14 protein-coding genes are annotated in these 14370 nt (G+C 36.5%); 13 read left to right on the top strand and 1 reads right to left on the bottom strand.

From position 1 onward, the window contains the following. Positions 1-126: 126 nt before the first annotated feature. The 11 genes from hflX (at position 127) to MHI22_RS14030 (ending at position 12060) form a co-directional block, all read left to right on the top strand. A complete protein-coding gene (hflX, locus tag MHI22_RS14080; RefSeq protein WP_340812266.1) occupies positions 127-1413 on the top strand; it encodes a GTPase HflX in 1287 nt (428 codons plus the stop codon). 413 nt (positions 1414-1826) lie between these two features. Continuing rightward, entirely contained in the window at positions 1827-3314 is a 1488-nt protein-coding gene (locus MHI22_RS14075; RefSeq protein WP_036128411.1) for a peptide MFS transporter, read from the top strand. A gap of 205 nt (positions 3315-3519) precedes the next feature. Continuing rightward, positions 3520-4665 (top strand): M20 peptidase aminoacylase family protein, encoded by a 1146-nt coding sequence (locus MHI22_RS14070; RefSeq protein WP_340812264.1) that lies wholly within the window; start codon positions 3520-3522, stop codon positions 4663-4665. Then, positions 4665-5489, top strand: a complete 825-nt coding sequence (locus MHI22_RS14065) for a GNAT family N-acetyltransferase (protein WP_340812262.1) — start codon at positions 4665-4667, stop codon at positions 5487-5489. The genes MHI22_RS14070 and MHI22_RS14065 overlap by 1 nt, the downstream gene beginning before the upstream one ends. A 21-nt stretch (positions 5490-5510) precedes the next feature. Next, positions 5511-6617, top strand: a complete 1107-nt coding sequence (gene menC, locus MHI22_RS14060; RefSeq protein WP_340812260.1) for an o-succinylbenzoate synthase — start codon at positions 5511-5513, stop codon at positions 6615-6617. 42 nt (positions 6618-6659) lie between these two features. After that, positions 6660-7712: a YkvI family membrane protein gene (locus MHI22_RS14055; protein WP_036128403.1), complete on the top strand. Its 1053-nt coding sequence runs from the start codon at positions 6660-6662 to the stop codon at positions 7710-7712. Between the two features lie 285 nt (positions 7713-7997). Next, positions 7998-8948, top strand: coding sequence for an ABC transporter permease (locus MHI22_RS14050; protein WP_036128401.1), 951 nt, complete (start codon positions 7998-8000; stop codon positions 8946-8948). Further along, positions 8941-9894 carry an iron chelate uptake ABC transporter family permease subunit gene (locus tag MHI22_RS14045; RefSeq protein ID WP_036128399.1) on the top strand — a complete coding sequence of 318 codons (954 nt, stop codon included), beginning with the start codon at positions 8941-8943 and terminating at the stop codon, positions 9892-9894. Before MHI22_RS14050 ends, MHI22_RS14045 begins: the two co-directional genes overlap by 8 nt. After that, entirely contained in the window at positions 9891-10652 is a 762-nt protein-coding gene (locus MHI22_RS14040) for an iron ABC transporter ATP-binding protein (protein WP_036128397.1), read from the top strand. The genes MHI22_RS14045 and MHI22_RS14040 overlap by 4 nt, the downstream gene beginning before the upstream one ends. A gap of 66 nt (positions 10653-10718) precedes the next feature. Next, positions 10719-11744, top strand: coding sequence for a siderophore ABC transporter substrate-binding protein (locus MHI22_RS14035; RefSeq protein WP_036128395.1), 1026 nt, complete (start codon positions 10719-10721; stop codon positions 11742-11744). A gap of 1 nt (position 11745) precedes the next feature. After that, a complete protein-coding gene (locus MHI22_RS14030; protein WP_036128393.1) occupies positions 11746-12060 on the top strand; it encodes an antibiotic biosynthesis monooxygenase family protein in 315 nt (104 codons plus the stop codon). Positions 12061-12151: 91 nt separating this feature from the next. On the opposite strand, the gene MHI22_RS14025 is transcribed toward MHI22_RS14030, so the two are convergent. Next, positions 12152-12691, bottom strand: coding sequence for a hypothetical protein (locus MHI22_RS14025; protein WP_036128391.1), 540 nt, complete (start codon positions 12689-12691; stop codon positions 12152-12154). 587 nt (positions 12692-13278) lie between these two features. Here MHI22_RS14025 and MHI22_RS14020 point away from each other — a divergent pair. Together MHI22_RS14020 and comX are read left to right on the top strand one after the other, a co-directional pair. Then, a complete protein-coding gene (locus tag MHI22_RS14020; protein ID WP_036128377.1) occupies positions 13279-14181 on the top strand; it encodes a polyprenyl synthetase family protein in 903 nt (300 codons plus the stop codon). A 12-nt stretch (positions 14182-14193) separates the two neighbouring features. Beyond that, positions 14194-14352, top strand: a complete 159-nt coding sequence (gene comX, locus MHI22_RS14015; protein WP_036128375.1) for a competence pheromone ComX — start codon at positions 14194-14196, stop codon at positions 14350-14352. Positions 14353-14370 lie beyond the last annotated feature (18 nt).

The raw sequence follows: 14370 nt of genomic DNA, 5'->3' as shown, positions 1-14370 counted from the left end.
GCCTTTTCTTAAGAGGCGCATTTTTTAGAAAAATAGCTGAATATCAAGAGATACGAAAAAGAGTTATATATGGTAAAATGAAGAAAATTTGTCGTAGAGACACCAAGCTTTGGTGGGAGGTTTCTAATGGATAGAATTAAGGAAGTCGATGTATTACTTGAAAAGGCCATATTAGTTGGCGTAAATTTACGAAATGATGAGCATTTTGATTATTCTATGGAAGAGCTAAAAAATTTAGCAGAGGCCTTGCATGTGGAAGTAGTAGGCGTTGTCACGCAAAATTTGGAGCGTGTTACACCGTCTCATTATGTGGGGACAGGTAAAATAGAAGAAATCAAAAATTTTTATGAAGAAGCGCAAGCAAATCTTGTTATTTTTAATGATGAATTGTCGCCTTCTCAAATTCGTAATTTAGAGCGTGATTTAGCAACGAAGGTTATTGATCGAACAATGCTTATTTTAGATATTTTTGGAAGACGGGCAAAAACACGAGAAGCACAAATGCAGGTGGAATTAGCTCAGTTACAATACATGCTACCTCGCTTAGTGGGCTTACATGCCTCTCTAAGTCGTCAGGGCGGTGGTACTGGAGGCGGCTTTAAAAACCGTGGTGCTGGTGAAACGAAGCTTGAATTGGATCGACGAAAAATTGAAGATCAAATTGCTAAAATTAAAAAGGATCTTGAGCACGTTAAAGAGCAACGAGAAACACAACGTAAACAGCGTCGAAAAAATGCACTCCCAGTTGTATCAATCGTCGGCTATACAAATGCGGGTAAATCAACCATTATGAATCAGTTGCTTGCCCAAATAGGGCAAGAAGAACATAAACAGGTTTTTGAAAAGGATATGCTTTTTGCTACACTTGAAACTTCAGTTCGTCAAATTGAACTACCCGATAAAAAGACATTTTTACTGACAGATACAGTTGGTTTTGTTAGTAAATTACCCCACCATTTAGTAAAAGCGTTCCGATCCACATTAGAAGAAGCGCGAGATGCTGATCTTTTACTCCATATTGTTGATGTTTCAAATGCAGAGCATGGATTTATGATGGATGTGACAAATGAAACGCTGAAGGCGGTTGGAGTAGAAGACATTCCAACAATCTATGTTTACAATAAGGCTGATATAGCAGATGTTCCTTACCCTGTAGTCAGCGGTGATAATATGTGGATTTCAGCAAAACAAGGGATCGGTTTAGAGGAATTAATACAATTGATTCGTCAGCATATCTTCTCTCATTATGTGACGTGTGACATGTTAATTCCTTATGACCAAGGCAACGTTGTTTCTTATTTAAATGAATATGCCTCTGTTTTTAATACAGCCTATGAAGAGGGCGGTACATTATTATCGCTTGAAGTAAAGGCAGCAGATTATGCCAAGTACCAACAATATGTTGTCAATTAAAAAAATGTAGATCACCCAAAGCATGCCAAAGGATTTTTGGCATGCTTTTTGCGATTAGTGGGAATAGTAGAATCTAGAACTACATGACAGGACTTCGTAAATTTTATAGACAAAATAGTGTGAATTTGTATAATAAGTAAAAAATCCGAATGTTAAATATTTTAGAATAATTTAAAGCTTTTATGTCAGTTTTCTGAAAACAAAGAATGAGAAAACTTAGATATATCAAAGGATTTAATATTTTGTGCTATAACCAATCAGAATTTATAGAAAAATGACAAATTTTCAACATTTTTTAAAACTCTTGCTAAAGATAATAAAACGCTTTAGTATGATGAAACAAAGTTTTTTTATCCTTAAATTAGGGTAGTAATGTTTTTGGAGAATAATTTTTATTTGGGAGAGGGTATTGTATGTCTAGTAAAGATGAAGTTGTAAAATCTGTCCCTCAAAATGGCTTTGTTGGACACCCTAAAGGGCTCTTTACTTTGTTTTTCACGGAATTTTGGGAACGTTTCTCGTATTATGGAATGCGAGCAATTCTCATCTTCTTTATGTATTATGAATTGAATGAGGGTGGCTTAGGTCTAGACCGCGGAACAGCGAACTCTATTATGGCCATCTATGGCTCACTTGTTTATATGTCTGGTATTATAGGTGGCTGGATTGCCGACCGAGTTTTAGGAACACGTAGAACCATTTTTTATGGTGGCGTGTTAATTATGATCGGTCACTTACTGCTAGCATTGCCTGGCGGAGTGACTATGTTATTTGCTTCAATGGCATTTATCGTCATGGGTACAGGTTTATTAAAGCCAAACGTTTCAAGTATTGTTGGGGACATTTATGCTGAAACAGATAGCCGCCGTGATGCAGGTTTTTCTATTTTCTATATGGGTATTAATATGGGGGCATTCATTGCGCCATTTATTGTCGGAACAATTGGACAAAAATATAGCTTCCATCTAGGCTTTGGTTTAGCTGGTCTTGGAATGTTTGTTGGTTTAATTGTTTACAAATTAACAGAGAAAAAGTATTTAGGCTTAGCAGGATTACAAGTTAATAATCCATTAAAGCCTGAAGAACGTAAAAAAGTCTTTACACAATTCGGAATTGTAGCCTTACTTATCATCATTTTAGGTGCTATTGGTATTAAAACGGGTACATTAACAATGAATGTATTCAGTTTTATTATTACGGCACTAGGTGTATTAATTCCAACTGTGTTCTTCATTTATATGTATCGCAGTGAAAAAACTACGAAAGATGAGAAGTCTCGCCTACTTGCTTATATTCCATTATTTTTATCAGCGGTAATGTTCTGGGCTATACAAGAACAAGGGGCAACAATTTTAGCTACGTATGCAGATGAGCGTACTCAGTTAAGTATTGGAGGCATTCAGCTTCAATCTTCATGGTTCCAGTCGTTGAATCCTTTATTTGTCATAACATTGGCACCATTATTTGCGATGCTATGGCTTAAATGGGGGGACAAGCAACCAACTACACCACGTAAGTTTTCATATGCATTGTTTTTTGCAGGTCTCTCATTCTTAGTAATGATGATTCCAGCATACTTATCTGGTGGGGAAACGTTAGTAAGCCCTTTATGGCTAGTCCTGTCATTCTTCCTAGTAGTGGTTGGTGAGTTATTATTATCACCAGTTGGTCTATCTGCTACAACAAAGTTGGCACCGCAAGCCTTTGCAGCACAAACTATGTCATTATGGTTTTTAACAAGTGCCGCAGCACAAGCAATTAATGCGCAATTAGTAAAGGTTTATGAAGTTGTAAGCGAATTCACATACTTCGGCTTCTTAGGTTCATTATCTATTGTGGTCGGAATTATTATATTAGTACTTTCACCGATTATTTCAAAAGCGATGAAGGGTATTAATTAAAAGAAAGATGCAAGTACAGTTTGATTAGTAACTGTACTTGCATCTTTTTTTGCTATCTAAATAAAAGTCTATCTAAGAAATTTAGAGTGAAATATATTATCGTAAGTAGTTAATTTATTGAATGTGGGTATAAGTTTCTATGTAGATAATAATCATTTTCGTTATAATAGTCTTAATAATATGAAAATTTAAGGGGTTGGAAGCCATGAAAGAAGAGTTAGATTATTTGAGGCCAAGGTTAATGGAGATTTTTACGTATTTACATGCAAATCCTGAAATTAGCTGGCATGAAGTAGAAACCACCAATTATATAGTTGAGCTATTAACACAGGAAGGATTTTCTCCTATACGGTTTAAAAATTCCACAGGTCTATACGTCGATGTTGGCCATGGATATCCAAAAGTGGGGTTAAGAACAGATATAGATGCCTTATGGCAGGAGGTCGATGGTCATTTCCGTGCAAATCATTCCTGCGGTCATGACGGACATATGACGATGGCCATTGGTACGCTATTACTTTTAAAAGACTTACAGCAATCATTTAATGGTACAATTCGTGTTATTTTCCAACCGGCAGAAGAAAAGGGAACTGGAGCGTTATCTGTTTTAGAGGAAGGTGTTATTGATGACTTAGATTATTTATTTGGTGTTCATGTACGACCTGTCCATGAGCTAGAGGATGGTACGTATTGTGCTGCGCTCTATCACGGTGCCTCTCGCTTGCTTGAGGGGGAGATTATAGGGGAGGATGCCCATGCTGCAAGACCTCACCTAGGCATTAATGCCATTGAAGTAGGCGCAACGATCATTGAAGATTTAAGAACTATTCATACTGATCCTATGGTGCCAGTGTCTGTTAAGATGACGAAATTTCATGCTGGTGGAGATTCAGGCAATATTATTCCTGGTAATGCATCGTTTACGATTGATATTCGTGCCCAGCAAAATAATGTAATGGATGATTTAGTACAAGGGGTAAAGCGCGTTATAGATTCCTCTAAAATCTTGCATAAGGTGCAGATTGAATTACGCACTGTTGCGAATATTGTAGCTGCTGAAGTCGACACAAGTGCACAATACATGATGGAGCAGGCCATTATACAGGCTGTGGGATTATCGAATTTAAGAAAGCCAGTTCATACACCTGGTGGAGAAGATTTTCATCACTATGCTGTGCAACGACCACATTTAAAAACAACGATGCTTGGCTTGGGCTGTGGTCTTACACCGGGATTGCATCATCCAAAAATGAAATTTAAACAAGCAAGACTTGTCACGGGAGTTGAAATTCTAACGAGGGCAGTACTGCTAGCATTGGATTCAGGGCAGACAAAGGAGGCGTCAGCATAATGTTAGAGCAAGTGCGTATACAGAAAGTAATGACACCGGTAGAAATTGCAGAGGTCCAAAAATTGAATGCAGAAATATGGGGTAGCCAAGCAATTCCCTCCCATCAATTACTAGCAGCTGTACAAAATGGTGGGTTAATAGTAGGGGCATTTTTAGGAGAAAAGCTAATTGGCTTTAACTATTGCTTCGTGGGTTATCAAGATGGCGAAATGTACTTACATTCGCACATGATTGGTGTAGAAAAAGCATATCGTGAACAAGGTGTAGCTGAATTATTGAAGCACGCGCAACAAGAATATGCAAAAGAACATGGTTTTCAGCTTGTCCGTTGGTTAATTGAACCGTTAGAAGTACGTTTAGCTAATCTAGCGTTTCTAAAACTAAATGCCACTAGCTATCAATATGAAAATGATTACTATGGCCCGCTCCAGGATGATTTTAATGAAGGACTACCTTCAGATAGGTTAGTCGTTGAATGGTGGATCGAGCGTGACCAAATGACAGATAGCCTTGATGAATTAGAAGAAATAGCGGGGGAGATTGTACCGTGGACATTAACCGTCGATGGCTTACCTGCGCTTGATGTGGAAAATGCATTTCAGATGGAGCAGTCCTTTTACAAGGATGCCTATCTCTTACCAATTCCACAATCTTTACAGAAAATGAAAGTAGAGAGTCCAAAACTTGCAGAGGATTGGCGTTATAAAATACGCACAATCTTAACTACATTATTTAATCAAGATTATGCCATTGTACGTATGAAGAAGCACACAGAATATGTTCATAGCTATCTGTTAGTCAGACGCTCCTTATTAGCCTTATAATAAGGATAAGGAGTGAATATCGTGAGAGTAGAAAAGATAACGTTAAGGCACTTAAAAATGCCCATGAAAACACCATTTACAACGAGCTTTGGCACAGTCGATGAAAAAGAGCTGTTATTAGTAGAAGCAAGAGATGAGTCAGGAATTACAGGATGGGGAGAAACCGTTGCTTTTGTAGCACCTTGGTATACAGAAGAGACATTAAAGACCACATGGCATATGCTACAGGATTTTTTGATACCCATCTTGTTACATAAAGAGATTGGGCATCCAGATGAGGTCAATTCCTTATTTGCCCCTATTCGTCGAAATTGTATGGCGAAGGCTTCGATAGAGGGTGCTGTCTGGGACATCTATGCTCAACTAACGAAGCAATCACTTGCACAGGCATTAGGTGGCCAAAAGCAGCGTATTGAAGTCGGAGTCAGTGTAGGTATCCAGCCTTCCACTGCGCAATTAATAGAGGTAATAAAAAGTCATATTGCAAAGGGTTACAAAAGGGTGAAAATAAAAATAAAGCCTGGCTATGATGTTGAGGTAGTACGAGCAATCCGTGCGGAACTACCAGACTTACCTTTGATGGTGGATGCAAACTCTGCTTATACATTAGAGGATATAAATATACTTCAGCAGCTGGATGACTTTCGTTTATTAATGATTGAACAACCATTAGCTACGGATGATATTGTCGATCATGCAACATTACAGAAAAAGTTAAAAACGCCTATTTGTTTAGATGAAAGTATCACATCTTTTGAGGATGCCAGACGAGCGATTGAGCTTGGGAGCTGTGGTGTTATTAACATCAAGATTGGACGAGTAGGTGGTTTAACAGAAGCGAAACGAATCCATGATTTATGTAAAGTGAAACGAATTCCAGTTTGGTGTGGTGGTATGTTAGAAGCAGGGATCGGACGAGCACATAATATTGCCTTAACATCGCTTAGTCATTTTATTTTACCTGGTGATACTGCAGGTTCTAGTCATTATTGGTATGAAGATATAATTGATCCTGAAGTAGTAGTGAAAGATGGTTATATTGAGGTGTCGCAGTCAGTTGGTATTGGGTATGCGCCTAATATGACTATTATTGATAAGTTAACGATTAGTACAGAGGTCTATCAATAAAGCATTAGTAAGTCAATAAAGGAAAAACGAGGAGAGAACTGATTGAAAAAAAGCTTGCAAGTCGGTGGGGCCTATGTAGGAATCATCGTTGGAGCTGGATTTGCATCAGGACAGGAAATTGTCCTCTATTTTACAAGCTATGGCTTTCAAGGCGTATATGGTGCGCTGTTAGCCATGGTTGGCTTCTCTATTGTTGGCATGTGTATTGCTCAAGTGAGCTCAAGACTCCGCACAGCCTCACATAAGGATTTGATTTATCAAATTTCAGGGAATACGATTGGCTTTGTGTTGGATTTTGTATTATCTCTCTTTTTATTTGGTGTAGCCGTGATTATGTTTGCTGGTGCGGGTGCAACATTTCAGCAAATGTTTGGACTACCTATTTGGCTAGGGAGTATTTGTATGATTTTACTTACAGTAGCTACGGTCATGATGGATGTCAAAAGCATTATTAATATCATTGCCCTTGCCACACCCTATCTACTAACAATTGTCTCTATTATCGCAATCTATGCTATAGCAACGATGGACCTTACCTTTGTAGAGCAGGCAGTTATTGCCCAACAGGTTCAAGTAAGTGCAAACAGTTGGTGGGTGACGGCCTTACTGTATATGTCATTCAATGTAGGGGTTAGCTTTTCTTTACTAACGGTTATGTGTGGTTCTATACGCAATGCCAAAGTTGCTGGCATGGGTGGCATAATTGGTGGCATTTTGTTAGGCGCTTTAATTTTACTTGTTAATTTTTCCCTTCTAGCAAAAATGAATATCATTGTTGGATTAGATATTCCAATGCTAGCCTTAGCAAATGAAATCCATCCTATAGTGGGCCTTTTAATGGCAATTTCCCTTTTGGGGATGATTTATAATACGGCCGTAGGAATGCTCTATTCTTTCATGGTAAGGTTTTTCGAGCCTAGTAAAGCTAGCTTTAGAGTAGCAGTTATTTTTATAGGTGGTCTCGGATTTCTAGCGAGTCTTGTAGGATTCACGACACTAGTGGCAAAGCTGTATGCAGTAATGGGCTATGTAGGTTTGGTGTTAATTATATTTATTGTTTCTGCGTGGTTAAGAGGTACGAGGAAGATTATTTAATATAAAAATGGTAATTGAGAGATAGCTTTTGTTCTCAATTACCTTTTTGTTTGGATAAAAAATTTGTAGAAATAGTGAATTATTTCAGTTGTAGAGTTTAGCGAACTTACTGATATTTTGTTTATTAGACACGTTTTTTAGTTAATACTCAATAAAACGAGAATAATTCTCAATTGTTGGTTGACTGAGAATAAAATCATGCTTATAATGGGAAACGTGAGTAATGATAATCATTTTCACTAGAAAGTGAATTACACACAAAAATGAAATCTACCGGGGATTACTATGAAAATAAGATATCTTTTAACAGCAACGATTGTGCTGTCTATTGTGTCGCTATTTATCGGAGTAATAGATATTAAGCCTAGCGACCTATTAGACTTTCAATCAGAAGAAGCTAGACTATTTTTAATTAGTCGTGTACCTAGACTTGTTGCTATTTTGCTAGCAGGTGCAGGTATGAGTATTGCTGGTTTAATTATGCAAAGCTTAAGTAGGAATAAGTTCGTATCGCCAACAACAGCTGGTACATTAGATGCCACGCGGTTGGGTGTATTGATTTCCATGATGTTCTTTACGAATGTCACGTATTTTCAAAAAATTTCCTTCGCTTTCATATTTGCTTTAGCCGGCACATTACTATTTATGCAAATATTAAACCGAATTAAGTTTAAAGATGCGATTTTTATACCGCTTATTGGCTTAATGTATGGAAATATTTTGTCCTCCGTTACAACATTCTTTGCGTACAAGGCGAATATTATCCAGAACATTTCTGCATGGTTACAAGGAGATTTCTCATTAATCATGAAAGGCCGTTATGAACTGTTATACATAAGTGTGCCAGTACTTATTTTAGCTTACATTTACGCAAATCGTTTTACTGTAGCTGGGATGGGAGAGGATTTTGCAAAAAATCTTGGTCTATCCTATAAATTTGTGGTGAATTTAGGCTTAGTGTTGGTAGCCCTTATCTCCACAACAGTGGTGTTAACAGTCGGTGTCATTCCTTTCCTTGGTTTGATCATTCCAAACATAATTTCACTGTTTAAAGGTGATAATTTGGCAAAAACCTTGCCACATACAGCATTACTTGGTATGTCATTTTTATTATTCTGCGATATTTTGGGACGTGTACTGATTTTCCCTTATGAAATACCAATTAGTATGACTGTTGGTGTAATTGGAAGTGCCATCTTCCTATTCATGTTGTTTAGGGGGAGAGCATATGCGTAATCGTACAAAGATGTTCATTTTACTAGGTCTTGCCGTAATAGCCATTTTATTGTATTTATTTTGGGCACTAAATGGTAACTATCATTATGCTTTTCCACGTCGTGTCATAAAGGTAGTAGCGATGTCGTTAACAGGTATAGCTATTGCCTATTCAACAGTAGTTTTCCAGACAATTACCCATAATCGTATTTTAACGCCAAGTGTCATGGGATTAGATGCTTTATATATGTTGATTCAAACATTCATCTACTTTTTCTTTGGCTCTACATCTATATTAGTCATTAATATTTACTATAATTTCACGCTTGCTATTGTAGTGATGATTATATTCGCTTTAATTTTTTACCGAGTATTATTTAAAGAAGGAAAGCGACCGATTTATTTTTTACTGCTTGTCGGAATGATTGTTGGTACGTTTTTAGGAAGTATTACGACGTTCTTCCAAGTATTAATCGATCCTAATGAGTTTTTAGGTTTACAAAGTAAAATGTTTGCAAGCTTTAATAATGTCAATTCAGATTTAGTTTGGCTAGCAGGTGTTATCATTTTAATAACGTTTGCATATGGTGCTCGCCACATGAATCAATTAGACGTGATGTCCTTGGGACGAGATACAGCGATTAATTTAGGTGTACCTTACGATAAGTTGGTACAACGTATGTTGATTTTAGCTTCGATCTTGATTGCCGTTTCGACGGCGCTCGTTGGGCCGATCACATTCTTTGGTTTAATTGTTGCAAATTTATCGTATCAGTATTTCAAAACATACAAGCATTCTATTTTGATTACTGGCTCCTGTGTCATGAGTATTATTGCTTTAATCGGTGGACAGTGGATGGTTGAACGTGTATTTGGTTTCAGTACTACACTTAGTGTCATTATTAATTTTGTGGGTGGGGTTTACTTCATCTACTTATTATTAAGAGAAAGTAGGTCAGCAGGATGATTCAAGTCAAAGAAATTACGAAGTTTTTTGGGAAAAAGCCTGTCGTTCAAGATGTAAGTGTTGACATTGTTTCAGGAAAAATCACATCTTTTATTGGACCGAATGGTGCAGGGAAGTCCACGCTACTTTCAATGGTAAGCCGTTTACTGAATGCAGATACTGGCGAAGTACTACTCGATAAAGCAGATGTACGTCGTTGGAAATCAGATGATTTTGCCAAGCGTGTCTCGATATTAAAGCAATCAAACTTTATGAATGTCCGTCTAACCATTCGTGAGCTTGTATCCTTTGGTCGTTTCCCTTATTCAAAAGGAAACCTAAAGCCTGAAGATGAAGAAAAAGTGGACGAAGCTATTCGCTACATGAATTTAGAAGATATGCAACAAAGTTATTTAGATGAACTATCAGGCGGTCAACGTCAGCGTGCTTTTATTGCAATGGTTATTGCGCAGGATACAGAGTATATCTTACTGGACGAGCCATTGAATAATTTAGATATGAAGCATTCTGTCCAGATTATGAAGATTTTACGTAAACTTGTTGATGAGTTAGGGAAAACAGTGGTCATCGTATTACATGATATTAATTTTGCCTCTGTTTATTCTGATAATATCGTGGCATTGAAAGATGGCCGTGTAGTTAAAAACGGTCCTACAAATGACATTATTAACTCAGATGCATTGAAGGAAATCTATGATATGGATATCCCTGTTCAAGAACAGGATGGCTGTCGAATTTGTGTTTATTTTAATTCGTAAAAATAGTTATCGATGGATCAACCATCAATTGACTATCAAATAAATTATTTAAAGGAGAATTTTACAATGAAAAAATGGAAATTACTTACGGTATTAATGGCAATGATGCTATTAGTATTAGCTGCTTGTGGTTCAAAAGACGAAGCAAAAGAAGAAGATAAAGGGACTTCAACTGACAAACCGGCTGAAGAACAAAATGAAGAATCATCAGTATACCCACTAACAATTCCTGGAAGCACAGTTGAAGGTCGTGATAGCACTACTACATTTGAAGAAGTAAAACTTGATAAAATGCCAGAAAAAGTTGTCGTTTTTGATAATGGTTTCCTAGATACATTAGATGCCTTAGGTGTTAATCCTACTGCTGTAGTACAAGATTCATTACCAGCTTACTTAAGCAAATATAAAGATAGCACTTATGTAAATGCAGGTACATTATTCGAACCTGATTATGAAAAACTATCTGAAATCAACCCTGATATTATTTTCATCTCTGGTCGTGCATCAGCAGCTTATGCTGAATTATCTAAAATTGCACCTACTGTATATGTTGGTGTAGATAACAATAACTTCTTAGAGTCATTCAAAGCTAATACAGAATTAGCAGGTAAAATCTTTGGTAAAGAAAAAGAAGCAGCAGATGCAATTGCTGCCTATGAAGCAAAAGTAGAAGAAGTAAAAGCAAAAGCAACTGCAACAGAAGAAAAAGCATTAATCGTTTTAGGTAGTGAAGGTTCATTATCTGTATTTGGTCCTGGTTCACGTTTCGGTGTGATTCATGATGTATATGGTGTAAAAGCTGTAGCTGAAGCTGGCGGATTTAAAATTGAGTCTCATGGTGATAATGCAAGCTTTGAGTTCGTACGTGAGAAAAACCCAGATATTTTATTCGTTATTGACCGTGACGCTGTTGTAAATGAAAACGGTGAGTCAGGTACAAAAGCAGCAATTGAAAACGAAATCGTAAGTGCAACAAATGCTGTGAAAAACAGTAAAGTATTCTACTTGGATCCGGAAGTTTGGTACCTTTCAGGTGGCGGTTTACAATCAGAAACACAAAAAGCTGAAGATGTGTTAAAGGCGTTTAACTAATATGTTTGTACAAATTAAACGTATCGTTGTGACGGAAGGTAATTCGGATAAGGTTGTGGAACGCTTTGGTGCTAAGCCAAACAGTCCATCATTACTTGAACAACAACCTGGTTATATTGATAAACAGGTTCTTGTAAAGAAAGTTCGCCGCGGTGATGAGGAAGTGCTAGTGATGGTTCGCTGGGAATCAGAAGAAGCATGGAAAAATTGGGAGAAGAGCCCTGAGCATATTGCCGGCCACAAGGCAAGCGCAGGAAAGCCAAAGCCTGATCATATCATTGAAAGTGGACAAGAAGTTTATTATGTAAAAGGTTAATAGCCTTAAGGTGTCTCAAGAGATTGAGGCACCTTTTTTAATACATATAAAAGCAGGTCACGTTGATGATGGTGACCTGCTTAACTATATTTTAATGTTTGATTGATGTTTTTCGCCACCCACTAAATGTTGAATCCATATTAAAGGATATCGTGCTTTCATTGATGGACAATCCTGAAATGCTTGTATTTCCTTGCTCATCAAAATGATCTTGAGTCGTCGTCTCCATTTCTAGCCCTCTAGCATTGATGATGGTGTATTGTGGTGTCATATAGACAGAAGGTGAATCTAGGTTTAATCCAAAGGTAAAAGGATTGACAGATGCCATACTGGATAAACTTTCGGTCGAAACTCTTATAATGCCATGCTGCTCCATATAAAGATCCCTTTTTTGTTGGAATGTATCCTCAAATCCAGGAATATCACTAATAAGATTTGATACGGTTGAAATGCCTTGATATGCTGCTAAAGTTTCTTGATAAGCTTTTAACTCGGATTGAATAATGACTTGCTCCATTCGATGTTGATCAATTGTAGGCTGTTTAATTGTAATTTCTTCAGCTGAGACAGAGATATTACATGAAAAAGTAGCCGTAAGTATGAAAATAGTTTCATTTAATGCATTTTTCAATATTAAATCACTCCCAGTACAAAAGAATTTATTGTTCACTAATGTTTAATTTATTGCTATAAAATCTTTTGTTCTAATAATACAGATATTGTAGTAATATCAAATTCCGTTAATTGGTATATTAGGTAATTAGGACAGAAATAAACATACAGAAAATAATATTTATTTCAAACCGTAAGTCCTGATCCCCTTATTTGTAAATTAAATATGTATAAGACAGTACAGATAGTCATTTACCAGTACTTTCATTTGTTTTACATAGCAGTAGTATATTGAGCAGGATAAAAATCTTGCTATAGCTAAAATTACTAATCCTCGAGTTACTATAAGCGTAACATCTGTTAGAACGCCATTTCAAGGGTAAGTTTACGCCACTTTAGTGGCGGTGCTTAGTTCTCTACCGCCATTTTTTTAGTAATTATTAGCAAAAATCTGGCGTGGTTTGCATGAATAACGCCATTTTTTGGCGGTCTCTATCTCTAAAAAAGAATTAATGCTTTTATATGGCTTACCTAATTATGTTACTAGTATTAATTCCCACTAATCTATATAATATCTAGTAATATGCTAGAGAGGAGAGAGGACTATTGAACGGTTTAGATGAACGTATTAATGAATCATTAGACATTCTTATAGAAAATGAGACATTACTGGGACATGAGCTACAATTACTGTTAAAAAGCTTTAAAGAAGAAAAAACAACCAGAGGTTTTTCCTTTGGTAAGTTATGCTTTTGGCATTACGAAGCATTTTCTGACGGAGTAAATGAAGATATCTATAAAGTAGCTGCGGCAATTGAACTTTTAATACTTTCCTTTGATATTATTGATGATATACAGGATAAGGATTCAGACTATATTTGGAGTAAAACACCTGAGTTATCATTAAACGTTGCCTTAGCAATGCTGATCATGGCTTCTAAAGCAATCGATGACACTTCCTTTGAGCATAAACAAGTTGCTATAAGACTACTTGAGAAATACGCGTTACAAAGTATAAATGGTCAACAACTAGATTTACTAAATAATTGCCGCGATGAAGAATCCTATGTACAAATGATAACTCAGAAATCTGGCTCTTTAACAGCAATGGGCTGTTTGATCGGCGAAGTACTTGCAAAAGGGGAAGTTTCTAAAGAAGTAGAGGAGTATGGGAAATACATAGGTATTATCCAGCAAATTAAAAATGATATACAAGGCTTGAAAGTGTGGGGCCCTAAAAATGACCTGCTAAACAAAAAATATTCATTGCCTATTATATACCTTTTAACCAAGAAAAATGATATTTCAAATTCTGTTGCCAGCTATTATAATGATGATATAGTTACAGTTTTAGATCAAAATGCAACAGAAAATGAGTTGACAAATAGTGGGGCAATACGCTATGCCATCACAATAAAAAATGTTTACAAGTTTAAAGCCTTGAATTACCTTGAAAATGTAGAGATAAACGAATTAGGTAAAATATATCTGCAAGAATTAATGAAATGAGGAGAGATTAGTATGATTAATGTAATCCAGTATTTAGAACAAAATCCTAGCCTAGTTGGACTATTAAAAGAACAAAAAGCCTCATTAATTGGAGTTTCACCTGTTGAACAAAAAGCAATTCTAGAAGCATTTAGCGGAGAGATGATTGCAGAAAGTGATGTTTGGAACTAAAAACATTGCGTAGTAAAT

The sequence above is a fragment of the Lysinibacillus sp. FSL L8-0312 genome (assembly GCF_038003285.1).
GTDB lineage: Bacteria > Bacillota > Bacilli > Bacillales_A > Planococcaceae > Lysinibacillus > Lysinibacillus fusiformis_D.
Note: the sequence above shows the minus strand (reverse complement) of the source record. Positions and strands in the feature narration are given on the sequence as shown.